Here is a 24,961-nt window from a genome sequence, read left to right as displayed (position 1 = left end):
ACAATCCTTTTGATCAGAGGCTTTCAATCAGCAATTTGCCTTTGCGGTACATCAGATGACGCAGGAACACCACCATCAGCGCGGTAATCACCGCACCTAACAGGATCCCTGCCATATAGACACCGAGATTGGTCACCAGCGGCCATGCCCAGATCGCCGACTCAGGGAACCACTGCACCGCACCCAGCCAGACGGCAGCCGTCGATCCGACAATGGCGCCAACCATGTAGGAGGGAATTGCCGTGATGGGGCTTTCCAGCGCAAACGGGATAGCCCCTTCGCTGATGCCCATAAATGCGAGGAACATTGCCGTTTTTCCCTGCGGGTAGAGCTGGGCGCTGAACAGACGCTTACCCGTTAAGCGGCGGTCAAGCAGCGTTGCCAGCCCGAGGCCAATCGGCGGAATAACAATCGCAATAGAGCGCGCGGTGACCGGCAGAACGTGATCGGTGGTAAAGCTGAAGGCGACAAATCCAGCGGCTTTATTAATCGGCCCGCCGAGGTCAATCGCTGTGGCCGCGGAAATCCCCATCGCATACATCAGCGTGCCTTTCTCTCCTGCTGCAGTCAGCAGAGTACGGATGCCGCCGTTGATCCAGCCGCCAAACGGCGTGATCACGTAATACATCGCCAGCATGACGAAAATGGCAGAGAGAATGGGCAGCAAAAAGGTGGTCTTGAACGCCAGCAGGAAATCAGGGAGCTGGATTTTTTGGTTCATCCATTTCACCAGATACCCGGCAACAATCGAGATAATTAGCGCACCAATAAAGGTGGAGGGTACGGGTGCACTGGTTACCCATTGCAGCGTTGATGGGTCAAAATTCAGCAGCTGCGTAGGCTGAGTAGACATCAGCCCACCGATGAACCCCGCCGGAAACGCCAGCTTGCCGCCGATGGAGTTGGCAACGAACGCGGCAAACATCGGAATAGCAAAACCAAACAGCACGCCGCCAAAAGATTGCGACAGCCAGGCAAACTTCAATAATGAGAGATTAAAACCGGTAAATTTTCCGCTGTTCAGCGCATCCATGATGCCAGTGTCAGCAGGAATATCGAGCCAGCTATAAGCGATCAGTTGCGAGAAGGCGAGAATTACCCCGCCCATAATTAACGTCGGCACCATGCGTGAAATACCCGACATCACATGTTGCGGAAGTTCGCCCCAGAAGCTGTTGCGGGAGGCCGGTGGATTTTTTATTGCCGCTGCCGCACCAGATGCGCCAGGCACAACGGTTGCACTGCGTTTTTTAATGGCCATACGTAGTTCCCTGTCGATAATTATTGTTGTTCAGCGGCAACCATCTCTTCGATCTCTTTAATGATGCCGGCCGCATTTTTTATCGCGTCCTGTAGCGTAATTTCGTAGACATCACGCGACTCAAAACGCTCGTTATCTTCCGGAGTTACGGCAACTGAATGGATGATTAACGTCGCCTCAGCAATATCCTGCGCCGTCAGACGATTTTGAATTCCGTCAGCGCCCTGAGTTTCGATTTTCACTTCATAACCGGCTTCAACCGCCGCTTCTTCCAGAGCCTGCGCCGCCATAAAGGTGTGAGCCAGCCCCATCGGACACGCACAGACAGCAATTAATTTTTTGCTCATATTCATTTCCTCGTAATAGTTAACGAGAGAAATTATGGTCCGAGGCAAGTAGGGACCGTTATCAGACAAATAATGCTTTTACTGGACATATAATCCAGTAATCAGGAAGTGTGACGAAGGTCGGAAAGCTGGCCGGCAGGCATAAAAAACCGCGTCAGAAGCGTAATGCTTGTCAGTTAATCATTATGGGGAACATGTGATTGCGACTCAGGGTTCCGTTCACTTCAGCTTTTCACTTTTCTGAAGCACAGGTACCCGTGAACGTGCAAGGGAGGCTCACCGCCGCCTCCCTTGCAACCCAGGCTCCCGGCGGGAAAATCGTCGCGATGCGATTCATTCGTCTTATGCCGTCTGCCTGTCGGGTCGGGGGCGAGCCTGCGTCCATGCAGGCCGTCCCCTCTGCCCGCATCCCTGCGGGCAGCCCCGGTCAGCCGTCAACGACTCATCGATTTTCAGCCGGACCGGAGTCATCGCTTCAACGCTCTGACTTCCAGTTAAATCTGTTTTGCTGTTTAAACAAAAAACGCAAATGGTCAGGTGTGGGCTGGTCCGGCTGAAAATTGCCGACGTGTTTCCGTAAGGCCGGGAGAGCCAGCATGGATGCTGGCTCAGGGCGCGCTTTGCAAGGACGCTACCTCGCGCCCGACCCGGTAGCCTGGAGGAATAAGCGGAGGACAAAATTGCCGGGAGCAATTTTGAACAGCGCTTACGCTGGCCCCGAAGGGGTGAGCCCCAGGGATGGGGCGAATATTCCACGAAGTGGCAATTTTCCCGCCGGGAGCCGGGATTGTTAAGGGTACGGCGATAGTACCCTTAACACGTTCACTGGGAGTAATCGTTTCAGAGAAGTGAAAAACATAAGGTGAACGTAACAAATACCGGGGGCAACAAATTCATTACCTCCGGATATGCCGCTCTTAGCTATAGTTACGACGATTGCTCGTCGTTAACTGATCGTCATTACGTCAGAAGCGCGGTTTAGTGGGAATACAGGCCGGATGATTGCTAAATACCATCCGACATTGGCCTTACAAAATATGCCCCAGCGTCTGACGCAGATGTGCGCCAGAACCAAGCAGGCCCGGATTATCATGCACAATCAGATACACCGGAATATCCTGAACGTAGGCTTTAAAACGTCCTTTATCTTCAAACCCACCGCGGAAACCGGAAGCTTTAAAGAATTCAAGGAAGCGCGGCACGATCCCGCCAGCGATGTACACGCCGCCAAACGTGCCCAGCGTTAACGCCAGATCGCCGCCAAAGCGGCCCATGATCACACAGAACAGCGACAGCGCGCGGCGGCAGTCGATACAGGAATCTTCCAGCGCACGGGCGGTGATATCCTTCGGCTGCAGATTTTCCGGCAGGCGGCCGTCTGATTTGACGATGGCGCGATACAGGTTCACCAGTCCGGGTCCTGAGAGCACACGTTCAGCAGAAACATGACCGATTTCCGCACGCAGAACCTCAAGGATAATCCCCTCTTCTTCGCTGTTAGGCGCAAAATCCACATGCCCGCCTTCACCCGGCAGACTTACCCAGCGTTTATCAACGTGCACCAGATGCGCCACGCCGAGGCCAGTTCCCGCGCCATACACCGCAATCGGTTTACCTTCGACAGGTTCCGCGCCGCCAAACTGGATCAAATGATCTTTTTTCAGCATAGGGATTGCCATCGACACGGCGGTGAAATCATTAATGATTTCCAGATGGCTAAAGCCCAGATTTTTTTTCATCTCAGCAATAGAGAATGCCCAGGTATGGTTGGTCATTGCCACCCAGTCGCCGGTGATCGGACAGGCAATGGCAATGCAACCATCTTCGACGCTGACGCTATGCTCATCCAGGTACACGCGCACCACAGCCTCCAGACTGGGGTAATCCAGCCCGGAATAGGTTTTTGCCTGCGAAATCTCGCCACTGGCAATGTCGCACAGAGCAAGACGTGCGTTGGTGCCGCCAACATCACCTACTAAAGCATATTTTGTCATTCTTCCACTGCTCCGCTAAAGTCAGAATAAATCTTTGCCACACTGTAAATTCATGGGGGCATAACAACAACGGCCTGAAGGCTGATGCCCGTAGAAAATCGATCCAGATCACACAATTACTTTATCGTTTCAGCACCATTTGCAGCGATGCGGCCGCGCAGGCTGTGCAAACTATATCTATGACTCTGTTTGAAGGAATTGAAAATGCTCCATCCGCGAGCCAGAACGATGCTCTTGCTATCAACTCCCGCGATAATCATTGGCATAGCGTCCAGCCTGGTGTTGATCGTTGTGATGAAAGTCGCTTCCGTTTTACAGCAATTTTTATGGGAGCGTCTGCCGATTAGTATCGGAATTGCCCAGGACTCTCCGCTGTGGATCATCGGTATGCTCACGTTAACCGGACTGATGGTCGGGCTTGTCATCCGCTACAGCCGGGGCCATGCCGGCCCTGATCCGGCTTGTGAACCGTTAATCGGAATGCCGGTGGCCGTTTCGGCACTGCCAGGCCTGCTGGCGGCGCTAATCCTCGGTCTGGCGGGCGGCGTCAGTTTAGGGCCGGAACATCCCATCATGACCGTGAATATCGCCCTCGCAGTGGCGCTTGGCAGTCGCCTCTTTCCGCGCATTGCTAAGCTGGACTGGACCATTCTCGCCTCTGCCGGCACCATCGGGGCGTTATTTGGTACTCCCGTTGCCGCCGCGTTGGTGTTTTCGCAAACGCTGAATAGCTCGAACGATGTTCCTTTATGGGATCGCCTGTTTGCGCCATTAATGGCCGCCGCCGCAGGTTCACTGACCACCAGCCTGTTCTTTCATCCCCATTTTTCATTGCCCATCGCGCACTATACGCAAATGCATCTGATCGATATCCTCAGCGGTGCGGTCGTTGCTGCTATAGCCATTGCCGCGGGCATGGTGGCCGTCTGGTGTCTACCGCGCTTGCATCATTTAATGCATCAGCTTAAACACCCGGTACTGATCCTTGGGGTTGGTGGTTTTATTCTCGGTATTTTGGGTGTAATTGGCGGGCCGCTTACCTTATTTAAGGGACTGGATGAAATGCAGCAAATGGCGTTTAGCCAGACGCTGGGGACATCAGATTATTTGTTGCTTGCCGTGATCAAACTGGCGGCATTGGTGGTCGCCGCAGCGAGCGGTTTTCGCGGCGGGCGAATTTTTCCGGCGGTCTTCGTGGGCGTCGCGCTGGGTCTGATGCTGCACGCCCATGTTGAAGCCGTTCCGGCAGCCATCACGGTCTCCTGCGCAATTCTCGGGCTGGTGCTGGTCGTTACCCGCGACGCGTGGCTGAGCCTGTTTATGGCGGCAGTCGTGGTGCCAGACACCACTCTGCTACCGCTGCTTTGCGTCGTTATGCTCCCTGCGTGGCTGTTATTGGCCGGAAAACCAATGATGATCGCCAGCCGCCCCGAGGAGTAGCTATCCTCCGTTGCGAGATTCCAGCGCACGGGTCACCGTGCGCAATAACTCAGGAAGATCCGCTTTCGGTAGCACCACTTCAATTAATGACAACCGTTGCGGACGGGACAGCCGGGCCAGCACTTCCTCCAGTTGTACCGCCTGCTTCACTCGCCAGCATTCCGCCTGACATTCATGACTTAACGCCTGCGGCACCTGCGTCCAGTTCCATCCGGCGATGTCGTTATAGCGCTGATTTGCCCCGTGAATAGCCCTCTCCACGGTATAGCCGTCATTGTTTAGCAGTAAAATCACCGGTGATTGCCCATCTCTGAGCATAGAGCCCAGTTCCTGGATAGTGAGCTGCGCTGCGCCATCGCCAATAATCAGGATCACCCGGCGCTCCGGGCAGGCTGTTTGCGCGCCAAATGCCGCCGGGAGCGCGTAGCCGATGGAACCCCACAGCGGTTGGACCAGGACTTCCGCACCGCTGGGTAGCGAGAGCGCAGCCGCACCAAATGCCGCCGTTCCCTGGTCGACGAGGATGATGTCATCCGGCGCCAGATAATGCTGCACCGTTGGCCAGAAATTTTCCTGGGTCAGCAGCCCCTTCTCAACCTGGATACGCCTAACTGGCGGACGTTCGGGCGGCAGTGAAAACGACATCTCCAGACACAACTCGCGTAACGTAGTGACGGCCTGTTCCATCGGAACGTTAAACCATTGGGTACCAACACGTGACGCATGGGGCTGAACTTCAATAGTACGCTCCGCTGGTAACCGTTGCGTAAACCCAGCGGTCAGGGTGTCGACAAATTGTGTACCGACGCAAATAATCGTATCGGCATCTTCAATCGCCTGGCGCACATAATCGCTACTGGCTCCGGCGCTGTACGTACCGACAAACGCCGGGTGACGCTCATCAAATAACCCTTTCCCCATCAACAGCGTGGCGTGGGCCATCGGCGTTTCCGCCATCCAACGCTGCAAAACAGGCTGTAAACCAAAGCGCTGCGCGAGAAAGTCGGCCAACAGCGCTACGCGCGGACTGTCCAACAGCCGCTCGCGGGCATAATAGCGAAACGCTTCTGCCACGCTGCTTTCCGGTTCGCTCAGAGGAACAATCAGAATGTCATTCGGCGGCGTAGCGGGCTGTTTGGCCACATCAGCAGGCAACATCAGGTAGCCTGGCCTGCGCTCTGTTAACATCGCCCGCAGCACACGGTCAATTTCATAACAGGCGTTTTGTTCATCCAGCATTGCGCTGGCCGTCGTTACCGCCTGCTGCATACGGTAAAAATGCTGAAAGTCACCGTCGCCAAGGGTGTGATGCATCAGTTCCCCGCGACGCTGCGCACCGCGACAGGGCGCGCCGACAACATGTAAGACAGGAACATATTCCGCATAGCTTCCGGCGATACCGTTGATTGCACTTAACTCTCCCACGCCAAACGTGGTGAGCAATGCTCCTGCCCCTGCCACCCTGGCATAGCCATCCGCGGCATAAGCCGCATTTAATTCGTTCGCACACCCAACCCAACGTATGCTGGGATGTTCAATCACATGGTCAAGAAACTGCAAATTATAATCACCAGGCACACCAAAGAGGTGGCCGACGCCACAGCCTGCCAGCCTGTCCAGCAGATAATCAGCAACGGAATATTGGGTTTGCATGACAGCTATCCTTCTGACGGTAACCTCAATGTTGAGTATCGAAGAACTGTGTTGACTGTCCAGAGAAGCCATAGTGAAGGGGGTGGAAAGCAAGATGTACAGTTTTGCCGATTAAAAATTCATTGCCGCCTGCTTTATGTAAACGTATACACTCAATGACACACGTTATCCGACAGGAGGCTACATGGTTTATCAGGCTGATGAAAATCGCTATCAAACAATGGAGTATCGCCGCTGCGGCCAGAGCGGCCTCAAACTCCCGATTGTCTCTTTGGGTTTGTGGCATAATTTTGGTGATGCCACGCAGGTAGAGAACAGTCGGGCTCTGTTACAGCGCGCATTCGATCTGGGAATTAATCATTTTGACCTGGCGAATAACTATGGTCCACCGCCGGGCTCAGCGGAGCGAAATTTTGGCCGCATTCTGCAGGAAGATTTTTTACCGTGGCGGGACGAGCTGGTCATCTCCACCAAAGCTGGTTACACCATGTGGGAGGGGCCCTACGGCGACTGGGGATCACGCAAATACCTGATTGCCAGCCTCGATCAAAGCCTCAAACGCCTGGGGCTGGAGTATGTTGATATCTTCTATCACCACCGGCCCGATCCTGAAACGCCGCTCAGAGAAACCATGCGCGCGCTGGATCATATTGTCCGTCAGGGTAAAGCGCTATATGTCGGACTGTCTAATTATCCGGCGGAGCTTGCCAGGCAGGCGATTGAAATACTCGACGATTTAGGCACTCCCTGCCTTATCCACCAGCCTAAATATTCCCTGTTTGAACGTTGGGTCGAAAGTGGCCTGCTGTCGCTATTACAGGAAAAGGGGGTTGGCAGTATCGCCTTCTCGCCACTGGCGGGTGGGCAATTAACCGACCGCTACCTGAACGGTATTCCTGCGGACTCGCGCGCGGCAAGCTCCAGCCGTTTTCTTAACCCGGACCAGTTAACGCCACAAAAACTGGAAAAGGTCCGTGCGCTGAACGCGCTGGCAGAACGTCGGGGACAAAAACTTTCTCAGATGGCGCTCGCGTGGGTATTACGGGAAGACAAGGTCACCTCGGTGTTGATTGGCGCCAGTAAACCCGCGCAAATTGAAGACGCCGTTGGCATGCTGGCAAACCGTCATTTCTCTGCCGAAGAGTGCGCGGAAATTGATGCCATTCTGAGCTGATTGAAATAAAGACACATTTATTAACAAAAAGTGCTCTCGCTCGCGATTTAAGAGTTAAGGCGATGAAACGGGGCTTTACTGCCCCGTAATATTACGTTAACAGGCCGGCTACGGCTCGATCGTGAAGGAGAGTAAAAATGTTCAGGTCACTGATTCTGGCGGCAGTCTTATTGGCTTTTACCCCGCTGGCCGCGAACGCTGGCGAAATCACCCTGCTGCCATCAATAAAATTGCAAATTGGCGATCGCGATAATTACGGTAACTACTGGGATGGCGGCCGCTGGCGCGACCGGGATTACTGGCATCATAACTATGAGTGGCGCAAAAACCGCTGGTGGCGTCATGACAATGGCTATCATCGTGGCTGGGATAAACGTAAAGCTTATGAGCGCGGCTATCGTGAAGGCTGGAATGACCGTGACGACCATCGCGGTCGCGGGCGCGGCCACAAACATCATCATTAATGTAACAAAAGAGCCTACGGGCTCTTTTGTTTTTACAAACCCAGCGCGGTTCCCACCAGTAACCAGATATTCAGTGCGACCACTAACACCACAATCATCCAGCCAATGTATTTGACCCAGGCGGTGTTAACCAAATCCCCCATCAATGGGCCGTTGCTGGTAAAGATTAGTAGCGGCACCAACGCAAGGGCAATCCCGAAACTGAGCAACACCTGGCTCATCACCAGAATACGGGTGGGATCCAGCCCCATCAGAATCACAATAAATGATGGCATCATGGTGACAGTACGGCGTACCCACAGCGGAATGTGGAAGCGGATAAACCCCTGCATCACCACCTGCCCCGCCAACGTGCCGACCACAGTAGAAGACAGCCCCGCTGCCACCAGGCTTAAACCAAACACCGTCGCCGCCGCGTGGCTCAACAGCGGTTCAAGGGTCAGGTACGCCTGATCGAGATCGGCGATACCGGTATGCCCGCTAAAATGAAATGCGGCGGCAGCTGTCGCCATCATCGCCAGATTCACAAACCCGGCAATCGTCATGGCGATAGCCACATCCCATTTCGTGGCCGCATAGCGTTGTTGCCGCGTTCCGCCGTGCAGATGCTGGGTTAAAGAAGAATGCAAATAGATCACATGCGGCATGATGGTCGCGCCAAGCACGCCAGCAGCCAGGAACACAGCCTCAGAATTGGGCAGGTTGGGAATAATCATCCCTTTGCTAAGCTGCGCCAGATTGGGTTGGGAAAAGATCAGTTCCACGATGTAAGCCGCTGCCACAAACAGCAGCAAGCCGCCAATGACTTTTTCCAGCGGTTTTTGCCCGCGGCGCTGCAGCATCAGAATTAAAAACGTCGCGATACCGGTAAGTACGGCCCCCTGCAATAATGAAACACCCAGGATCAGTTTGAAACCAATCGCAGCGCCAATAAACTCAGCAAGGTCGGTCGCCATGGCGATAATTTCAGCCTGCACCCAGTAAAACCATACCACCGGACGAGGATAATGATCGCGAATTTGCTCCGCCAGGTTTTTACCGGTGGCAATACCCAGTTTTGCCGACAGCACCTGAATCAGCATTGCCATCAGGTTTGCCCAGACCACAACCCACAACAGTTTATAGCCAAAGCTGGCCCCTGCCTGGATATTGGTGGCAAAGTTACCCGGATCGATATAGCCGATCGCCGCGATGAACGCAGGTCCCATTAATGCGAGCTTCAACTTGCGCGCTGCCCGTCCACTGCTACTCTCAACGCGATCGTTAGTCATTTTAGTGCCTCAGAAACATAGCCTTTGCTATGTTTCAAGCTACGCTTATTGAGAATAATTATCAAATTCATTTTAATGGGTGAAGTTGATTTCTCTGATAGCGTTTGTCTATGGATCGATAAGGATTCTTGAAAGACTGGTGAGATGTTTGATTATTGTTATGAGATTAGCACAATGACATAACTTTTCACTTCCCTACTCAACATAACGGAAGTGTATCACCGATCACTAATTTTGAATCTCGTCACAGGTCCTTATTATAGTGTGTGTTTGATCTCGTTTTCTTTATGGTTGTTACATAGAATGTGCACGAAAACTAAACCTGCCTCATATTTGGAGCAAATATGGACCGCGTTCTTCATTTTGTCCTGGCCCTTGCCGTGGTTGCGGTACTCGCACTGCTGGTAAGCAGTGACCGTAAAAAAATCCGCATTCGTTATGTTATTCAACTGCTTGTTATTGAAGTGTTACTGGCATGGTTCTTCCTGAACTCTGATGTCGGTCTGGGCTTCGTGAGAGGCTTCTCCGAGATGTTTGAAAAACTGCTCGGCTTCGCTAATGAAGGGACAAACTTTGTCTTCGGCAGCATGAACGACAAAGGCCTGGCATTCTTCTTCCTGAAAGTGCTTTGCCCGATCGTCTTCATTTCCGCGCTGATCGGTATTTTGCAGCACATCCGTGTTCTACCGGTTGTTATTCGCGCGATTGGTTTCCTGTTATCCAAAGTCAACGGTATGGGCAAGCTGGAATCCTTCAACGCCGTCAGCTCCCTGATCCTGGGTCAGTCCGAGAACTTTATCGCCTATAAAGATATTCTCGGCAAAATGTCCCGCAACCGTATGTACACCATGGCTGCCACAGCGATGTCGACGGTTTCCATGTCTATCGTCGGCGCATATATGACCATGCTGGAGCCGAAGTACGTGGTTGCTGCGCTGGTTCTGAACATGTTCAGCACCTTCATCGTGCTGTCGCTGATCAACCCCTACACCGTTGATGCCAGCGAAGAAAATATTCAGATGTCTAACCTGCACGAAGGTCAGAGCTTCTTCGAAATGCTGGGTGAATACATCCTGGCAGGTTTCAAAGTAGCCATTATCGTTGCAGCCATGCTGATTGGTTTCATTGCGCTGATCGCCGCCCTGAACGCCCTGTTCGCTACCGTAACCGGTTGGTTTGGCTACAGCATCTCCTTCCAGGGCATCCTGGGCTACATCTTCTACCCTGTTGCATGGGTGATGGGTGTGCCGTCCAGCGAAGCGCTGCAGGTGGGCAGTATCATGGCAACCAAACTGGTTTCTAACGAATTCGTCGCGATGATGGATCTGCAGAAAATCGCCTCTACGCTCTCTCCACGCGCCGAAGGCATCATCTCTGTGTTCCTGGTCTCCTTCGCTAACTTCTCTTCTATCGGGATTATCGCCGGTGCGATTAAAGGCCTGAACGAAGAGCAAGGTAACGTGGTGTCCCGCTTTGGTCTGAAGCTGGTATACGGCTCTACGCTGGTGAGCGTACTGTCCGCGTCCATTGCAGCTCTGGTGCTGTAAGCGTCAGGCAACGTAATTGTGACAAGACCGGGGAGATTTCCCCGGTTTTTTTATGTCTGCTATTCAGCAAACCAAAGAGACAGAGAGTGAGAACTGGCAGGATGCAGAAACAAAAAACCCCCGCTTTTCAGCGAGGGTTTAAATTTTGGTGGAGCTAAGCGGGATCGAACCGCTGACCTCTTGCATGCCATGCAAGCGCTCTCCCAGCTGAGCTATAGCCCCACGATGCTTTTACGTACATACCAAATTCATTGGGATTAAATTTGGTGGAGCTAAGCGGGATCGAACCGCTGACCTCTTGCATGCCATGCAAGCGCTCTCCCAGCTGAGCTATAGCCCCGTCACGTAAAGCTTGTCGAGTTGACGGGCGGCATCATATGAATTCCCTTCGCGTGTGTCAACGGCAAAATTAGCTCATAGAATTCAATCGCTGAAAAAGCAGTCAAATGAAGAACATTGCGTAACAACTCGCATTCAGTAGTTAAACGCGTCACGGTTTCTACTAAAATGGTGCTATAAAATGAACCACTAATTAACCCCACGACTATTCAGGGAATCGTTATGTTCAAGGAACGGATGACGCCAGAAGAGCTTGCTAATCTGACCGGATACAGCCGACAGACCATCAATAAATGGGTGCGCAAGGAAGGTTGGGCTACATCACCAAAACCAGGCGTTCAGGGCGGTAAAGCCCGTCTGGTTCACGTCACCGAACAAGTTCGTGAATACATTCGCAGCGCCGAGCGTTCAGCCGAAGGTTTATCAGATAACTTATCGTTATCCGGCGATACCTCTATTGAAGCTCTGCTGATTAGGCTCGCCAAAGAGATGACACCGTCAGAACAGAAAATGTTTACGTCACTGATCCTGCGTGAAGGCATTACGGGTTTATTACAACGCTTAGGGATCCGCGATAACAAATAATATGAAAAAATTACGCAGCAAAATGACGACCGAAGAACTAGCGGAATGTCTTGGGGTCGCCAAACAAACCGTCAATCGTTGGGTCAGAGAACAAAACTGGACCACCGAAAAATTTCCCGGTGTTAAAGGTGGTCGTGCAAGACTTATTCATATCGACTCCGGCGTCCGCACGTTTCTGCTCAACATTCCCGCTTTTCGCAAAGTTCCTGAGGTTTATCAGGCTGAAGAGCCGCTGGCAGAATACACCCATGTAGTGCGCAGCCATGCCTGCCGCCAGATAATTAGCGCGCTGGACAATATGTCTCCAACGGAACAAGAAAAGCTGGCGATGTATATCTCGCGCGAAGGGATTCGTAATTTCCTTATCCGTCTGGGGATTGATGAGTCTGAATAACGGATAAAAAAACGGCAGGAGTGCATCCTGCCGTTGTGTCATCAATCAGCCTGAATTACTGCTGACTTTCACGCTCTGCAATAAACGCCAGCGCTTTGTTAATACGCTCAACGCTGCGGGATTTGCCAATCGCATGCACCGTGACGTCTAACGCCGGGGACTGACCCGCGCCGGTTACCGCGACACGCAGCGGCATCCCAACTTTACCCATGCCCACTTCCAGCTCATCAGCGGTTGCCTGAATCGCGTGGTGGACGTTTTCTGCCGTCCACTCGGTAATGGCGGCCAGTTTGTCGCGAACCACTTCCAGAGGCTGACGCGCAACCGGGCGCAGGTGTTTCTTCGCCGCGTCAGCATCGAACTCAGCAAAGTCTTCGTAGAAGTAGCGGCAGCTCTGCGCCATCTCTTTCAGAGTCTTACAACGCTCGCCCAGCAGTTTCACCAGCTCAGACAGTTGAGGCCCAACGCGGGTATCGATATTTTCCTGCTCAATGTGCCATTGCAGATGCGTTGCCACATATTCCGGCGCCAGCGCATTAATGTAGTGATGGTTCAACCACTGCAGTTTTTCAGTGTTGAACGCACTCGCAGACTTGCTCACCGCACCGAGGGAGAACAGTTTAATCATCTCTTCACGGGTGAAGATTTCCTGATCGCCGCTGGACCAGCCCAGGCGTACCAGATAGTTCAGCAGCGCTTCCGGCAGGTAGCCGTCATCGCGGTACTGCATCACGCTGACCGCTCCGTGACGTTTAGAGAGTTTTTTACCGTCGTCGCCGTTGATCATCGACACGTGCGCGTAAACCGGCACTGGCGCGTTCAGCGCTTTCAGGATGTTGATCTGACGCGGGGTGTTGTTGATATGGTCTTCGCCACGAATAACGTGGGTAATTTCCATATCCCAGTCGTCGACCACCACACAGAAGTTGTAGGTCGGGGAACCGTCGGTACGGCGGATGATCAGATCGTCCAGCTCCTGGTTGCTGAATTCGATCGGCCCACGGATCTGATCGTCAAAAATAACGGAACCGTCCTGCGGGTTGGCAAAACGCACCACGCACGGCTCGTCGGCGGCATGGTGCTCATGACCATGGCGGCAGCGGCCGTCGTAACGCGGCTTCTCACCGTTCGCCATCTGCTCTTCGCGCAGCGCATCCAGGCGCTCTTTGGAGCAGTAGCACTTATATGCGGTGCCTGCTTCCAGCATTTCATCAATAACAGCGTTGTAGCGATCAAAACGTTTGGTCTGGAAGTACGGGCCTTCATCCCATTCCAGATTCAGCCAGTTCATACCATCCATAATGGCTTCAATAGCTTCCGGCGTGGAGCGTTCGAGATCGGTGTCTTCAATACGCAGCACAAACTCACCGCCATGGTTACGTGCAAAAAGCCAGGAATAAAGAGCAGTACGCGCACCGCCGACGTGCAGGTAACCTGTCGGGCTTGGCGCGAAGCGAGTTTTGATTTTCATGAAATGGCCTTACGTTTATAAAGATGCCGACAACCGGCAAATCCAGGGAAGATTATCAGGCTCGTATTCTATCACTGTGGTCTGATTCCTCAATGTTGATCGGGTTGGAACATCACGCTTTGCCATTTTCGTATACAAATCATGCTGCATGGATTGTTTTGCGATCGTTTTGTTTAAATTTACGACGAACGAACAATTTCTTTAGAAAATGCGTTGACTCATTTTCAACTCTCCCTATAATGCGACTCCACACAGCGGGGGTGATTAGCTCAGCTGGGAGAGCACCTCCCTTACAAGGAGGGGGTCGGCGGTTCGAACCCGTCATCACCCACCAACTACTTTATGTAGTCTCCGCCGTGTAAAACAAGAAATTGAGAAGTGGGTGATTAGCTCAGCTGGGAGAGCACCTCCCTTACAAGGAGGGGGTCGGCGGTTCGATCCCGTCATCACCCACCACTTTCTCGCCAGCTGGATTTCTTGTTAAAATGTGAAGTACCGAAGTGGGTGATTAGCTCAGCTGGGAGAGCACCTCCCTTACAAGGAGGGGGTCGGCGGTTCGATCCCGTCATCACCCACCACTTCGGGTCGTTAGCTCAGTTGGTAGAGCAGTTGACTTTTAATCAATTGGTCGCAGGTTCGAATCCTGCACGACCCACCAATGTAAAAAGGCGCCCTAAAGGCGCCTTTTTGCTATGCGCAAAATTCAACGATTCAGAATCTGCTTGCCTGATGCACTGCGCTTATCAGGCCTACAGACGGCCTGACACGTAGGCCGGATAAGACTTTAGTCGCCATCCGGCACAGTCATCATACCGTTAACGCTGCCACCAGTTTCTCCAGTGCTGGCGTCGCCTGTTGCTGGTCATACACAATATACAAATCTGCCGGAATACGTTCCTCTAACGGACGGAACACCACACCCGGCCAGCTCATCTGCGCATAACTGTCTGCAATCAACGTAATTCCAACCCCCATACTGATCATCGCCAACACCGTTTGCGGCTCCTTCACCTCGCGAATAATCATTGGCGAAAATCCGGCGCTTTGGCAAACGCGCTGTAAAAATGCCCAGTCGGTATGAATGGACGGCATTGTGACAAAATATTCGTTCCGCAACGCTTCCAATGGTATCGCGGCAAGTTCAGCCAGGGGATGCTCTTCTGGCATCGCCACCAGAAAAGAGGATTCGTGCAAACGCAGGCTGGTAAATCCAGGAGAAGGCTCAGTGGCCATCCGCCAAATTCCCGCATCCAGTTCACGTCGTTCCAGCATCGTCATCTGCATTGCAGGCATGTTCTCGCGAAACAGCACCTCAACGTTAGGGTTATCTTTTAAGAAACGCCGCATCACGGGGCGCATTTTCCCCCACATCGCCGTCCCGATAACACCAAGCTCAATCCGCCCCGCCTCGCCGCGACCAATCTGCTCGACTCTCACCAGCGCCTGATTCGCACTGGATAGCAATCGGCGCGACTCTTCCATCAAAATTTTTCCGGCGTGAGTTAAGGCTACACTGCGAGAATGTCGGATAAATAGCAAAGTGCCGAGCTGTTGTTCCAGCTCTTTAATATGCGTACTGAGCGGTGGTTGCGACATATTCAGGCGAGCAGCAGCGCGTCCAAAATGCAGTTCTTCTGCGACAGCAAGAAAATAACGCAGTAACTTCAGATCGATACGGTGCGTGCGTTCCATGGATAATGCGCTCCTGAGGACAAAGGATAATGCGCAAAGTTACCACATCGCAGCGCCGAACATGAAACGGCAGGTATCAGGACCCCGCCGCTAATGTCACGTTAATGTGCCAGTGATTTCTGCACCCGCCGTTCAGGGTCATGTTTATATTTGAAGAACAACGCAAAGATAACCGCAAGTGCTAACGCATACGCGGCAAACACCAGCCAGATGGTTTGCCAATCCTTAACGCCATCGACAGAGAAGTAATCTACCGCCATCCCGCTCAGGATTGAACCCACCCAAGCGCCCACGCCGTTGACCATCGTCATAAATAGCCCCTGCGCACTGGCGCGAATGTTAGAACTCACTTCCTGCTCTACAAACACCGATCCTGAAATATTGAAGAAATCAAACGCGCAACCGTAGACAATCATCGACATCAGCAGCATAACAAAGCCGACCGGGGACGGATCGCCAAAGGCAAAAAAACCAAAGCGCAGCATCCACGCCAGCATGCTCATTAGCATTACCGTTTTAATACCAAAGCGTTTGAGGAAGAACGGGATGGTGAGGATAAAGCCCACTTCCGCCATCTGCGAAACTGAAAGCAGGATAGAGGGATACTTCACCACAAAACTGTCGGCAAACTCAGGATTACGGGCAAAATCATGCAGGAACGGATTGCCGAAAACATTAGTGATTTGCAGTACCGCCCCCAACATCATCGCAAACAAAAAGAAGATAGCCATGCGTGGATTTTTAAACAAAACAAAAGCATCCAGCCCAAGCTTGCTGGCAAGCGTTGTGTTCGCTTTCTTCTCTGCAACCGGAATTTTCGGCAACGTCAATGCATACAGCGCCAGCAATAACGATGCGCCTGAAGCGATATACAGTTGCGCACTGCTCAGCTCCAGTCCCATCAGGCTCACCGTCCACATGGCCACAATAAACCCTATAGTGCCAAACACGCGAATGGGGGGGAAAGCGGTGACCGGATCCTGACCCGATTGTGCAAGGCATGAGTATGAGACGCTGTTCGATAACGCAATCGTCGGCATATATGCCATCGCGTTAACCAACATCACCCAAAACATCGTCTGGGGATCGGTAACGGTGGTGGCGTATAGCAACACACCCGCGCAGACCAGATGACAAAGCATATAGGCGCGTTCGGCGCGTAGCCATTTATCGGCGATGATCCCCATAATGCCCGGCATGATTATCGCCGCCAGCCCTTTTGAACTGTAGACCATACCCACATTCGCGCCGGTAAAATCAAGGGTATTAATCATGTAAGAACCCAGGGTGACCAGCCAGCTTCCCCAGATGAAATATTGCAAAAACGACATGAGCTTTAAGCGAGATGCGATACCCATTTTCCCGTTCCTTGCCAAAAAAGTAAGACCCCGCAAGCGGGGTCATTTTCTAATTATTCAGGCCAGTTTGCGCAAAAAGCCGCAGATCAGATTGATAAAATTCTGCCGAGAAAGTTCAGCTGCCGCCAGCGTCTGCGCGTGAGATAATTTCACATCGCCCAACCCTTCAGCCAGGTTAGTGATAGCTGCGACCGCAACCACTTTCAGACCGCAGTGGCGTGCAGAGATAACTTCAGGCACCACCGACATCCCCACCACATCGCCACCAATGATTTGCATCATGCGAATTTCTGCCGCGGTTTCAAAATTTGGCCCCGGATAAGAGACAAATACGCCTTCGCTCAGCGGGAAACCTTCTTCTGCGGCAACGGTTTGTAGGATTGCACGATATTCAGCATCATAGGCATTCGCCAGCGAAAAGAATCGCTCGCCAAAACGCTCATCGTTAAGTCCCACCATCGGTGTACCAGGCATCGTATTGATGTGATCGCTAAGCGCAACCAGACTACCTGGCCCAACTTCAGGGCGGAGGGAGCCTGCGGCATTAGTACAAAATAACAGTTCACAGCCCAGCAGCTTCAGTGTGCGAATGGCATCGGTCATCACCGTCATACCGCGCCCTTCATAAAAATGCCCGCGACCTTTCATACAGGCCACCGGTACGCCCGCCAGATTTCCCAGCACAAGTTCACCGGCATGACCGTGAACGGTGCTCACCGGGAACCCGGGAAGTTTCTCGTAAGAGATGGCCACCGCATCCTCAATTTGATCCGCCAACGCGCCCAGGCCTGAGCCAAGAATAAAAGCGACACGTGGAGTGAAATCCGGCTTATAGCTACGAATAATATCGGCGCTGTACCAGGGATTTTGCGAGAAAAGAGAGTGGCTCATGAGATATCCTTAATACTGAGTAATCGAAATAACATCGCGTACCGGACTGTTATAGCGGGACTACGCAATCGATTACCAATACCGTTTATCCCGATAAGCGATAGTAAATCTGTATCGATGAGTTGCACTAAATTAGCTTGAAATCACATTATTTTCGAGCCAGAAATGGCACAGGAATACAGATACATGAAGGTTTGGGATTTTAATGATTAAACTCCACTCGGCCGTATTGTCGCTGAAGTTCTGTTCGCTGATGCCGATACTCATGTTTTATGGCACGAGGAATCCGTATGACAACTATCAACGTTTCCACCCCAACTGTTCAAAGCAGTAGCGGCGGTGGAAAAGCATCAGCCGAGAATGACATCTCCGCACAGATTGCACAAATCACCCAAAAGATAACCAAGCTAACCCAGCAGCTCAAAGATATCCCCAATAGCAGTGGCAGTGTTGAGCAGAAACGCGAGCAGCAAGAGCTTATTCAGACTCAAATCAAGATGTTACAAGCACAGCTGGCTCAATTGTTGCGCCAGCAGGCCGAGGAGTCACAGCAAAAGCAAAGCGCCGATCAAAGAAAAGCTGAGGGCGTCAACAATGCTACCGGCCAACATCAGGTCGATATTTATATCTGATACAACGGATCTCGGGCACGACCGGCGGTTAATTCACTGGCCTGCATCCGCACTACGTCCCACAGCGCCTGGGCTGCAGTCGATAAAGAACGATTTTTACGTCGTGCCAGCATCAATTGTCGTTCCACAACCGGCGTCAGGCGTTTTACCTGCAAATGGCTGCCCTGTGGCAGAGGAAGCGCCAGCGCGGGCAGTACGCTGATACCAATGCCCGCCTCTACCATCGGAAACAACGTAGCCGGGTGACCAATCTCCTGAACAATATTGGCATCAATCGAAAAGTGGGCCAGCGCCGCATCGATCAGCGGTCGACTGCCGGAAGCGTAATCCTGTAGCACCAGACGCTCATGATAGAGATCCTGCCAGTTTACCCATTCCCGCTGGGCTAACGGATGATCCTGCCGACACAGCAACAGGAAAGGTTCGGACAGTACGGCTTCACACTGCAGATCGGTCACAGCACCAGGATCAATCACAATGCCAAAATCGACTTCTCCCTGGCGAATGCTTTCCAGCACCCACTGCTGTGGCCTGTCGTGCAGCACAAAATCGATCGCAGGATAAAGCTGATTACTCTGGGCAATACACTGTGGAATCAGGTGCGCGGAGATCGTCTGGCTGGCGGCAACGCGCACCGTTCCGGTTAACTGTGTCCCCACCTGGCCTGCTTCACGCAGGGTGCTGTGCAGTTCATCCAGAATACGCTCCAGTCGTGCCGCCAACTGATGCCCGGCTTCTGTCAGTACCACTTCTCGCGTTGTTCTATCTAATAATCGGACGCCCGTCTGCCCTTCCAGCTCTTTAACGCTATGGCTGACTGCCGACTGGCTTAAGCCAATGATATCCCCCGCCCGGCTAAAACTTTTAGCCTGAGCGACGGTAACAAAAATACGGAGCTGACGCAGAGAGTAATTCATCTATTCGATTCATATATGGATGCAATAAATCAATTTTATTTCTCAAACGGAAAAACGCAAAATGTTCCTACCGAATTTCAGGAGCTTTTATGAAACTATTTCGTATTCTTGATCCGTTCACGATAACGCTAATTACCGTCGTTTTACTGGCTTCCTTTTTCCCGGCCGAGGGCGGTTTTGTCCCTTTTTTTGAAGGCTTAACCACCGCCGCCATTGCCCTGCTGTTTTTTATGCACGGGGCAAAGCTGTCGCGTGAGGCCATTATTGCCGGTGGTAGCCACTGGCGTTTGCATCTGTGGGTCATGTGCAGCACTTTCGTCGTCTTCCCGGTATTGGGTGTTCTGTTCGCGTGGTGGGCACCGGTCAATGTTGACCCGATGCTGTATTCCGGTTTCCTGTATCTGTGTATTTTGCCGGCCACGGTGCAGTCGGCCATCGCCTTTACATCGCTGGCCGGAGGTAACGTCGCCGCCGCCGTGTGCTCCGCTTCGGCCTCCAGCCTGCTGGGTATTTTCCTTTCACCACTGCTGGTAGGCCTGGTGATGAATATGCACGGCGCGGAAGGCAGCCTGGAGCAGGTGGGGAAAATTATGCTGCAACTGCTGCTGCCATTCGTGTTGGGACATCTTTCGCGTCCATGGATTGGTAACTGGGTATCACGACATAAAAAATGGATCGCCAAAACGGACCAATCCTCCATTTTACTGGTGGTGTACTCCGCCTTTAGCGAAGCCGTCGTTAACGGGATCTGGCACAAAGTAGGAATTGGCTCACTGCTTTTTATCAGCGTGGTCAGCATCGTTCTGCTGGCAATTGTGATTGGCATAAACGTCTTTGTTGCCCGGAAATGCGGCTTCAATAAAGCCGATGAAATCACCATTGTCTTCTGCGGTTCGAAAAAGAGCCTGGCGAATGGGATCCCAATGGCAAATATTCTGTTCCCGACTTCGGTGATTGGCATGATGGTGCTGCCGTTGATGATCTTCCATCAAATTCAGCTGATGGTCTGCGCCGTATTGGCCCGTCGCTACAAGCAACAGACGGACGCATTGCAGGCGCAGCAGAAAAGCCCCGCCGCAAAAGCTTAAAGCGGGCGTTTCAGGGGCTGCACCAGTTGCGTCAGCCCCTCAGTTTTAATCAGCAGCGTGATTTGCATCAGCTCGCCCAGTTTACCCGGCGGGAATTCATCCTTACGGGCAAACCACAGCAGATACTCTTCCGGGACATCAATCAGCCGACGCCCCTTATATTTGCCAAAGGGCATCACGGTGTTGGCGATTTCAACCAGCTGCTCTTTTTCCATCTCAGGCACCCAGTAAGCGGATCATTTCAGCTTCATCAATCACGCTAATACCGAGTTCCTGCGCTTTTGCCAGTTTCGAACCCGCCGCTTCGCCGGCAATAACCAGATCGGTTTTCTTCGACACGCTACCGGCCACTTTCGCGCCCAGTTCGGTCAACCGTGCTTTGGCGTCATCACGCGACATCAGGCTCAGGCTTCCGGTCAGCACCACCGTTTTGCCCGCGAAGGGGCTGTCGATTTCCTCAGCGTTGATAACCACTGGCGCGGGCCAGTGAATGCCCTGCGCCAGTAACTGGCCTATCACCTCGCGGTTGCTCTCTTCGGCAAAGAAATTAAACACGTGCGTCGCCACCACAATGCCGACATCCGGCACTTTTTGCAGCTCGTCAATAGAGGCCGCTTCCAGCGCTTCAAGCGTGCCGAAATACGCCGCCAGACCTGCGGCTGTGGCCTCGCCGACTTCACGAATGCCCAGCGCGTAGAGGAAACGGGCAAACGTCGTTTCTTTCGCTTTTTCCAGCGCATTCACCACGTTTTGCGCCGACTTCGGCCCCATCCGATCGAGCCCGGTCAGCTTGCCTGCCGTCAAGGTGAAGAGATCTGCTGGCGTATGGACATACTCTTTCTCGACCAGTTGATCGATAATTTTGTCGCCCATACCGTCAACGTCGAGCGCACGGCGGGAAACGAAATGTTTCAGCGATTCCTTACGCTGTGCCCCGCAAATCAGGCCACCGGTACAGCGAGCGACCGCTTCGCCTTCCACACGTTCAACATCAGACCCGCACACCGGACAATGCTGTGGAAACACGATTTCACGCGTCTCTTCCGGGCGCTCGGAAAGCACCACGTTGACGACCTGCGGGATCACATCGCCCGCCCGGCGAATAACGACTTTATCGCCAATACGCAACCCCAGACGATCGATTTCATCGGCATTATGCAGAGTGGCGTTACTGACCAGAACCCCGGCAACCTGAACCGGCTCAAGACGAGCGACGGGCGTAATCGCCCCGGTACGTCCGACCTGAAACTCAACCTCGCGTACAAAGGTCATCTGCTCCTGCGCCGGAAACTTAAAAGCCACTGCCCAGCGCGGCGCGCGAGCGACAAAGCCCAGTTGTTCCTGCAACGCCATGGAGTTGACTTTAATCACCACACCGTCAATATCGAAGCCCAACGTCGGTCGGTCTTCTTCAACCTTGTGATAGTAAGCGAGTACTTCCTCCGGTGAGTCACACAGCGCTACCCTGTCGCTTACCGGCAGTCCCCACTCTTTAAATTGCAGCAGACGGCCGAGGTGAGTATCAGGCAGCACGCCGCCTTCCAGCACACCAACGCCATAGCAGAAGAAAGTAAGCGGTCGCTTCGCCGTGATACGTGGATCAAGCTGACGTAATGACCCGGCTGCCGCGTTGCGCGGGTTAGCAAACACTTTATTGCCAGTGCGGCGGGCTTCTTCATTAATTTTTTCAAATCCGGCCTGTGGCAGGAACACTTCCCCGCGCACTTCCAGACGGGCGGGAATATTTTCGCCACGCAGTTTTAACGGGATCGCGCGGATAGTGCGCACGTTAGAGGTAATGTCCTCCCCCGTGGTGCCATCACCGCGCGTTGCGGCGCTGACCAGCACGCCGTTTTCATACAGGATACTGACCGCCAGGCCGTCCAGTTTCAGTTCACAGCACCAGGTCAGCTTATCGGTGCTCTTCAGTCGGTCCTGCACGCGCTTGTTGAAGGCGAGAAAACTCTCCTCATCAAACACGTTATCCAGCGACAGCATTGGCACTTCATGGCGAATCTGGCTGAACGCCGACAACGGAGCGGCGCCAACGCGTTGGGTTGGCGAGTCAGGGGTAACCAGGTCCGGGTGCAGCGCTTCCAGCTCGCGCAGTTCGCGCATCAGACGATCATATTCCGCATCGGGAATTTCCGGCGCGTCCATCACATGGTAGAGATACTCATGATGGCGAAGCGTGGTTCGCAGTTCTGTCAGTTGTTGTTCGATTGATTCCATATCGCACCATCAATGATAAAAAACCCCCGACAGGCGGGGGTTTAGCAAGGAGATGTCACGCCAGAAGTAAATCAGGCGTGAGATTCTTTAACTTCGCGGATGCGGTCCTGATATTCGCGCAGTTTCTGCGGCGTCATCATACGACGTTGATCGTCGAGCACCACACCGCCAACTTCATCAGCAATGTGCTGCGCGGACTGCAGCATCAGCTTAAAGTTTTGCAGCTCGTCGCCATAGGACGGAACCTGCATAAAAATAGTCACGCCAGGCGTGCTGAAGTCGCCCGTCATCTCCGGGTCAAACGTCCCAGGATTAACCATGTTGGCAAGACTGAACAGCGACGGACCACTACCATCCGGGCTCAAATGGCGATGGAAAATATTCATATCGCCAAATTTAAAACCGGCTTGCTGAATGCTGTTAAGCAGCACATCACCGTTGAGCTCGCTACCATGGTGGGCCGCAACGTTCATAATGATGACCGCTTCTTTACGCTGCGGTTTTTCTGCAACAGGCGCTTCTTCAACTACCGGCTCAGGCTGCGGTTGATGTTCAACGACAGGCTCTGCTGGCTGGAAGGTTTGTGGCGCAGGTTGCGGAGCCTGCTGCACCGGCTGCTGAACCTGAGGGGCAACAGGCTGATGCTGCACCGGCTGTTGCACCGGTTGCGGCTGAACAGGCTGATGTTGCACAGGCTGTTGCGGTTGAACAGGCTGAGGCGGCTGCTGAACATGCGGCGGCGGTACCGGCTCTTGTGCAGGCTGCTGCGCGGTTGGACGCGGCTGAGCAGACGCATAAGGCGGCTGGTACTGGTGTTGCGGCGACTGAGGAGGAACACCATGTTCCTGCGCGTTACCGGGAGCATGATTCACACGATGAACGCGAACTTCGCCCACGCCTTCGTCTTCCTCGACGTTGTCGTCGAACGAATCCTCGTCTTCACGTTTAGACTTCATGCGTTTCAGTGGGCGATCGCGGAATATAGAAGACCGCTCTTTACGGCTAGTCCAAAAACCATGTACCAGTAAAGCGATTATGGCGATCGCGCCAACAATGATTAATATCAGACGCAAATCCTGCATCATTATATTCTCTGTTGTTCTAACACCTTGCCACCACGGCAAACATTTACTCACTAAGAGTATTTGTCGATTACGCCAAGTGCAAGTGCACTCTTGGCTTTCACGGCATAAAGATGAACAAAATTGTGCTTTTTGCTGTTTTTTCGAACATTTCCGAACAGCTTAACGCTCAACAACCCGGTAAGATACACCAGGTTTACCAGAGCTTATATAACAAGGAGTATGTCCTGACCATGGTTTCATCATCTGCAGTTGTACCTCGCAGCGGCCTTTATTACTTTTCTCAGGGATGGAAGCTCATCTCCCAACCGGGCATTCGTCGGTTTGTTATTCTGCCTTTGCTGGTGAATATCCTGTTGATGGGCGGCGCGTTCTGGTGGTTATTTACCCAACTCGATAGCTGGATCCCCGCATTGATGAGCCACGTTCCAGACTGGCTGCAGTGGCTCAGCTATTTGCTGTGGCCAATTGTCACTATTTCCGTACTGTTAGTGTTCGGCTACCTGTTCTCCACCGTTGCCAACTGGATTGCCGCACCGTTTAACGGTTTACTGGCAGAACAACTTGAAGCACGCTTAACGGGCGCAACGCCACCCGACACTGGCGTTCTCGGCATCATGAAAGACGTTCCACGCATTATGAAGCGTGAATGGCAAAAGCTGGCGTGGTATCTCCCGCGCGCTTTTGTATTGCTGATCCTCTATTTTATTCCCGGCATTGGACAGACCGTCGCCCCGGTGCTGTGGTTCCTGTTCAGCGCATGGATGTTGGCCATTCAGTATTGCGATTATCCGTTTGATAACCATAAGGTTCCCTTTAAGGAAATGCGCGTCGCGCTGCGTACGCGTAAAGTGACCAATATGCAGTTTGGCGCGTTGACCAGCCTGTTCACCATGATTCCGGTGCTGAATCTGTTCATTATGCCGGTGGCAGTTTGTGGCGCCACGGCGATGTGGGTAGACTGCTATCGTGCTAAGCACGCGTTATGGAAGTAATGCAAAAATGTGTAAAAGCGGGCTGGCTTATGCCCGCTCTTATTCCATACTGCAAGGCATTATTTCCCATCAGCATATAGATATGCGATTTCCTTACTTCCCCATACTTTCTCAACAGGTATGCTGAAGCGGTA

At 52.7% G+C, this 24,961-nt stretch carries 22 protein-coding genes and 6 tRNA genes; 13 read left to right on the top strand and 15 right to left on the bottom strand.

From position 1 onward, the window contains the following. Positions 1–13 precede the first annotated feature (13 nt). The 3 genes from FDW96_RS23730 to glk all read right to left on the bottom strand — a co-directional run bounded on the left by FDW96_RS23730 (position 14) and on the right by glk (position 3,602). The gene (locus tag FDW96_RS23730; RefSeq protein ID WP_042306972.1) at positions 14–1,261 is read right to left on the bottom strand and encodes a PTS fructose transporter subunit IIC; all 1,248 of its coding nucleotides are present in this window, start codon (positions 1,259–1,261) and stop codon (positions 14–16) included. Positions 1,262–1,281: 20 nt separating this feature from the next. Then, complete coding sequence (locus FDW96_RS23725; protein WP_003028254.1) at positions 1,282–1,608, bottom strand: PTS fructose transporter subunit IIB; 327 nt, start codon at positions 1,606–1,608, stop codon at positions 1,282–1,284. Between the two features lie 1,028 nt (positions 1,609–2,636). After that, positions 2,637–3,602 carry a glucokinase gene (glk, locus tag FDW96_RS23715; RefSeq protein ID WP_042306971.1) on the bottom strand — a complete coding sequence of 322 codons (966 nt, stop codon included), beginning with the start codon at positions 3,600–3,602 and terminating at the stop codon, positions 2,637–2,639. A 204-nt stretch (positions 3,603–3,806) separates the two neighbouring features. On the opposite strand from glk, the gene FDW96_RS23710 reads away from it, so the two are divergent. Next, positions 3,807–5,042, top strand: coding sequence for an ion channel protein (locus FDW96_RS23710; RefSeq protein WP_061382152.1), 1,236 nt, complete (start codon positions 3,807–3,809; stop codon positions 5,040–5,042). On the opposite strand, the gene FDW96_RS23705 is transcribed toward FDW96_RS23710, so the two are convergent. After that, positions 5,043–6,695 carry an alpha-keto acid decarboxylase family protein gene (locus FDW96_RS23705; protein ID WP_137366399.1) on the bottom strand — a complete coding sequence of 551 codons (1,653 nt, stop codon included), beginning with the start codon at positions 6,693–6,695 and terminating at the stop codon, positions 5,043–5,045. It abuts the gene before it with no gap. A gap of 184 nt (positions 6,696–6,879) precedes the next feature. Between FDW96_RS23705 and mgrA the strand changes: the two genes are divergently transcribed. Next, positions 6,880–7,869 carry an L-glyceraldehyde 3-phosphate reductase gene (gene mgrA / locus FDW96_RS23700; protein WP_042306968.1) on the top strand — a complete coding sequence of 330 codons (990 nt, stop codon included), beginning with the start codon at positions 6,880–6,882 and terminating at the stop codon, positions 7,867–7,869. A 137-nt stretch (positions 7,870–8,006) separates the two neighbouring features. Beyond that, positions 8,007–8,333 (top strand): DUF2502 domain-containing protein YpeC, encoded by a 327-nt coding sequence (gene ypeC / locus FDW96_RS23695; RefSeq protein WP_003834889.1) that lies wholly within the window; start codon positions 8,007–8,009, stop codon positions 8,331–8,333. 32 nt (positions 8,334–8,365) lie between these two features. Here ypeC and FDW96_RS23690 read toward each other — a convergent pair whose 3' ends face one another. Next, positions 8,366–9,604: an Nramp family divalent metal transporter gene (locus tag FDW96_RS23690; RefSeq protein ID WP_042306967.1), complete on the bottom strand. Its 1,239-nt coding sequence runs from the start codon at positions 9,602–9,604 to the stop codon at positions 8,366–8,368. A 344-nt stretch (positions 9,605–9,948) separates the two neighbouring features. On the opposite strand from FDW96_RS23690, the gene nupC reads away from it, so the two are divergent. Beyond that, entirely contained in the window at positions 9,949–11,151 is a 1,203-nt protein-coding gene (gene nupC / locus FDW96_RS23685) for a nucleoside permease NupC (protein WP_042306965.1), read from the top strand. A gap of 146 nt (positions 11,152–11,297) precedes the next feature. On the opposite strand, the gene FDW96_RS23680 is transcribed toward nupC, so the two are convergent. Then, positions 11,298–11,373: transfer RNA gene (locus FDW96_RS23680), tRNA-Ala, on the bottom strand. Positions 11,374–11,415: 42 nt separating this feature from the next. Beyond that, a tRNA-Ala gene (locus FDW96_RS23675) sits at positions 11,416–11,491 on the bottom strand. 221 nt (positions 11,492–11,712) lie between these two features. Here FDW96_RS23675 and FDW96_RS23670 point away from each other — a divergent pair. Further along, the gene (locus tag FDW96_RS23670; protein ID WP_003028277.1) at positions 11,713–12,075 is read left to right on the top strand and encodes a YfeC-like transcriptional regulator; all 363 of its coding nucleotides are present in this window, start codon (positions 11,713–11,715) and stop codon (positions 12,073–12,075) included. A 1-nt stretch (position 12,076) separates the two neighbouring features. Next, complete coding sequence (locus tag FDW96_RS23665; RefSeq protein WP_079223236.1) at positions 12,077–12,469, top strand: YfeC-like transcriptional regulator; 393 nt, start codon at positions 12,077–12,079, stop codon at positions 12,467–12,469. A gap of 55 nt (positions 12,470–12,524) precedes the next feature. Here FDW96_RS23665 and gltX read toward each other — a convergent pair whose 3' ends face one another. Further along, positions 12,525–13,940, bottom strand: coding sequence for a glutamate--tRNA ligase (gltX, locus tag FDW96_RS23660; RefSeq protein ID WP_038642458.1), 1,416 nt, complete (start codon positions 13,938–13,940; stop codon positions 12,525–12,527). A 258-nt stretch (positions 13,941–14,198) separates the two neighbouring features. On the opposite strand from gltX, the gene FDW96_RS23655 reads away from it, so the two are divergent. From FDW96_RS23655 to FDW96_RS23640, 4 genes are all read left to right on the top strand, one after another. After that, positions 14,199–14,274, top strand: a tRNA-Val gene (locus FDW96_RS23655). A 46-nt stretch (positions 14,275–14,320) separates the two neighbouring features. Next, a tRNA-Val gene (locus FDW96_RS23650) sits at positions 14,321–14,396 on the top strand. A gap of 46 nt (positions 14,397–14,442) precedes the next feature. Beyond that, positions 14,443–14,518: transfer RNA gene (locus FDW96_RS23645), tRNA-Val, on the top strand. 4 nt (positions 14,519–14,522) lie between these two features. Then, a tRNA-Lys gene (locus FDW96_RS23640) sits at positions 14,523–14,598 on the top strand. A 149-nt stretch (positions 14,599–14,747) separates the two neighbouring features. Here the strand turns inward: FDW96_RS23640 and FDW96_RS23635 are convergent. From FDW96_RS23635 to xapA, 3 genes are all read right to left on the bottom strand, one after another. Beyond that, positions 14,748–15,632 carry a LysR family transcriptional regulator gene (locus FDW96_RS23635; RefSeq protein ID WP_137366398.1) on the bottom strand — a complete coding sequence of 295 codons (885 nt, stop codon included), beginning with the start codon at positions 15,630–15,632 and terminating at the stop codon, positions 14,748–14,750. Positions 15,633–15,733: 101 nt separating this feature from the next. Next, positions 15,734–16,990 carry a nucleoside permease gene (locus FDW96_RS23630; RefSeq protein WP_079223232.1) on the bottom strand — a complete coding sequence of 419 codons (1,257 nt, stop codon included), beginning with the start codon at positions 16,988–16,990 and terminating at the stop codon, positions 15,734–15,736. 57 nt (positions 16,991–17,047) lie between these two features. Then, the gene (xapA, locus tag FDW96_RS23625) at positions 17,048–17,881 is read right to left on the bottom strand and encodes a xanthosine phosphorylase (RefSeq protein WP_042306955.1); all 834 of its coding nucleotides are present in this window, start codon (positions 17,879–17,881) and stop codon (positions 17,048–17,050) included. A gap of 290 nt (positions 17,882–18,171) precedes the next feature. On the opposite strand from xapA, the gene FDW96_RS23620 reads away from it, so the two are divergent. Next, the gene (locus FDW96_RS23620; RefSeq protein ID WP_137366397.1) at positions 18,172–18,513 is read left to right on the top strand and encodes a FlxA-like family protein; all 342 of its coding nucleotides are present in this window, start codon (positions 18,172–18,174) and stop codon (positions 18,511–18,513) included. On the opposite strand, the gene FDW96_RS23615 is transcribed toward FDW96_RS23620, so the two are convergent. After that, complete coding sequence (locus FDW96_RS23615) at positions 18,504–19,430, bottom strand: LysR family transcriptional regulator (protein WP_042306952.1); 927 nt, start codon at positions 19,428–19,430, stop codon at positions 18,504–18,506. The genes FDW96_RS23620 and FDW96_RS23615 overlap by 10 nt on opposite strands. An 89-nt stretch (positions 19,431–19,519) precedes the next feature. Here FDW96_RS23615 and FDW96_RS23610 point away from each other — a divergent pair, with 89 nt between their 5' ends. Further along, a complete protein-coding gene (locus FDW96_RS23610; protein WP_042306950.1) occupies positions 19,520–20,518 on the top strand; it encodes a bile acid:sodium symporter family protein in 999 nt (332 codons plus the stop codon). On the opposite strand, the gene FDW96_RS23605 is transcribed toward FDW96_RS23610, so the two are convergent. From FDW96_RS23605 to zipA, 3 genes are all read right to left on the bottom strand, one after another. Further along, entirely contained in the window at positions 20,515–20,733 is a 219-nt protein-coding gene (locus FDW96_RS23605; RefSeq protein ID WP_003038102.1) for a DUF3820 family protein, read from the bottom strand. The two genes, FDW96_RS23610 and FDW96_RS23605, sit on opposite strands and share 4 nt — an antisense overlap. Position 20,734: 1 nt before the next feature. Continuing rightward, complete coding sequence (ligA, locus tag FDW96_RS23600; RefSeq protein ID WP_042306947.1) at positions 20,735–22,750, bottom strand: NAD-dependent DNA ligase LigA; 2,016 nt, start codon at positions 22,748–22,750, stop codon at positions 20,735–20,737. 71 nt (positions 22,751–22,821) lie between these two features. Continuing rightward, a complete protein-coding gene (gene zipA, locus FDW96_RS23595) occupies positions 22,822–23,835 on the bottom strand; it encodes a cell division protein ZipA (protein ID WP_042306945.1) in 1,014 nt (337 codons plus the stop codon). Between the two features lie 230 nt (positions 23,836–24,065). Between zipA and cysZ the strand changes: the two genes are divergently transcribed. Then, positions 24,066–24,827, top strand: coding sequence for a sulfate transporter CysZ (gene cysZ, locus FDW96_RS23590; protein WP_137366396.1), 762 nt, complete (start codon positions 24,066–24,068; stop codon positions 24,825–24,827). The last annotated feature ends 134 nt before the right edge of the window (positions 24,828–24,961 follow it).

The sequence above is a fragment of the Citrobacter sp. TBCS-15 genome, assembly GCF_005280815.1.
GTDB lineage: Bacteria > Pseudomonadota > Gammaproteobacteria > Enterobacterales > Enterobacteriaceae > Citrobacter > Citrobacter werkmanii.
Note: the sequence above shows the minus strand (reverse complement) of the source record. Positions and strands in the feature narration are given on the sequence as shown.

Coding starts and splice junctions, on each gene's coding strand:
- FDW96_RS23730 (WP_042306972.1), bottom strand. CDS start 1,261: ATGGCCATTAAAAAACGCAGTGCAACCGTTGTGCCTGGCGCATCTGGT.
- FDW96_RS23725 (WP_003028254.1), bottom strand. CDS start 1,608: ATGAGCAAAAAATTAATTGCTGTCTGTGCGTGTCCGATGGGGCTGGCT.
- glk (WP_042306971.1), bottom strand. CDS start 3,602: ATGACAAAATATGCTTTAGTAGGTGATGTTGGCGGCACCAACGCACGT.
- FDW96_RS23710 (WP_061382152.1), top strand. CDS start 3,807: ATGCTCCATCCGCGAGCCAGAACGATGCTCTTGCTATCAACTCCCGCG.
- FDW96_RS23705 (WP_137366399.1), bottom strand. CDS start 6,695: ATGCAAACCCAATATTCCGTTGCTGATTATCTGCTGGACAGGCTGGCA.
- mgrA (WP_042306968.1), top strand. CDS start 6,880: ATGGTTTATCAGGCTGATGAAAATCGCTATCAAACAATGGAGTATCGC.
- ypeC (WP_003834889.1), top strand. CDS start 8,007: ATGTTCAGGTCACTGATTCTGGCGGCAGTCTTATTGGCTTTTACCCCG.
- FDW96_RS23690 (WP_042306967.1), bottom strand. CDS start 9,604: ATGACTAACGATCGCGTTGAGAGTAGCAGTGGACGGGCAGCGCGCAAG.
- nupC (WP_042306965.1), top strand. CDS start 9,949: ATGGACCGCGTTCTTCATTTTGTCCTGGCCCTTGCCGTGGTTGCGGTA.
- FDW96_RS23670 (WP_003028277.1), top strand. CDS start 11,713: ATGTTCAAGGAACGGATGACGCCAGAAGAGCTTGCTAATCTGACCGGA.
- FDW96_RS23665 (WP_079223236.1), top strand. CDS start 12,077: ATGAAAAAATTACGCAGCAAAATGACGACCGAAGAACTAGCGGAATGT.
- gltX (WP_038642458.1), bottom strand. CDS start 13,940: ATGAAAATCAAAACTCGCTTCGCGCCAAGCCCGACAGGTTACCTGCAC.
- FDW96_RS23635 (WP_137366398.1), bottom strand. CDS start 15,632: ATGGAACGCACGCACCGTATCGATCTGAAGTTACTGCGTTATTTTCTT.
- FDW96_RS23630 (WP_079223232.1), bottom strand. CDS start 16,990: ATGGGTATCGCATCTCGCTTAAAGCTCATGTCGTTTTTGCAATATTTC.
- xapA (WP_042306955.1), bottom strand. CDS start 17,881: ATGAGCCACTCTCTTTTCTCGCAAAATCCCTGGTACAGCGCCGATATT.
- FDW96_RS23620 (WP_137366397.1), top strand. CDS start 18,172: ATGACAACTATCAACGTTTCCACCCCAACTGTTCAAAGCAGTAGCGGC.
- FDW96_RS23615 (WP_042306952.1), bottom strand. CDS start 19,430: ATGAATTACTCTCTGCGTCAGCTCCGTATTTTTGTTACCGTCGCTCAG.
- FDW96_RS23610 (WP_042306950.1), top strand. CDS start 19,520: ATGAAACTATTTCGTATTCTTGATCCGTTCACGATAACGCTAATTACC.
- FDW96_RS23605 (WP_003038102.1), bottom strand. CDS start 20,733: ATGGAAAAAGAGCAGCTGGTTGAAATCGCCAACACCGTGATGCCCTTT.
- ligA (WP_042306947.1), bottom strand. CDS start 22,750: ATGGAATCAATCGAACAACAACTGACAGAACTGCGAACCACGCTTCGC.
- zipA (WP_042306945.1), bottom strand. CDS start 23,835: ATGATGCAGGATTTGCGTCTGATATTAATCATTGTTGGCGCGATCGCC.
- cysZ (WP_137366396.1), top strand. CDS start 24,066: ATGGTTTCATCATCTGCAGTTGTACCTCGCAGCGGCCTTTATTACTTT.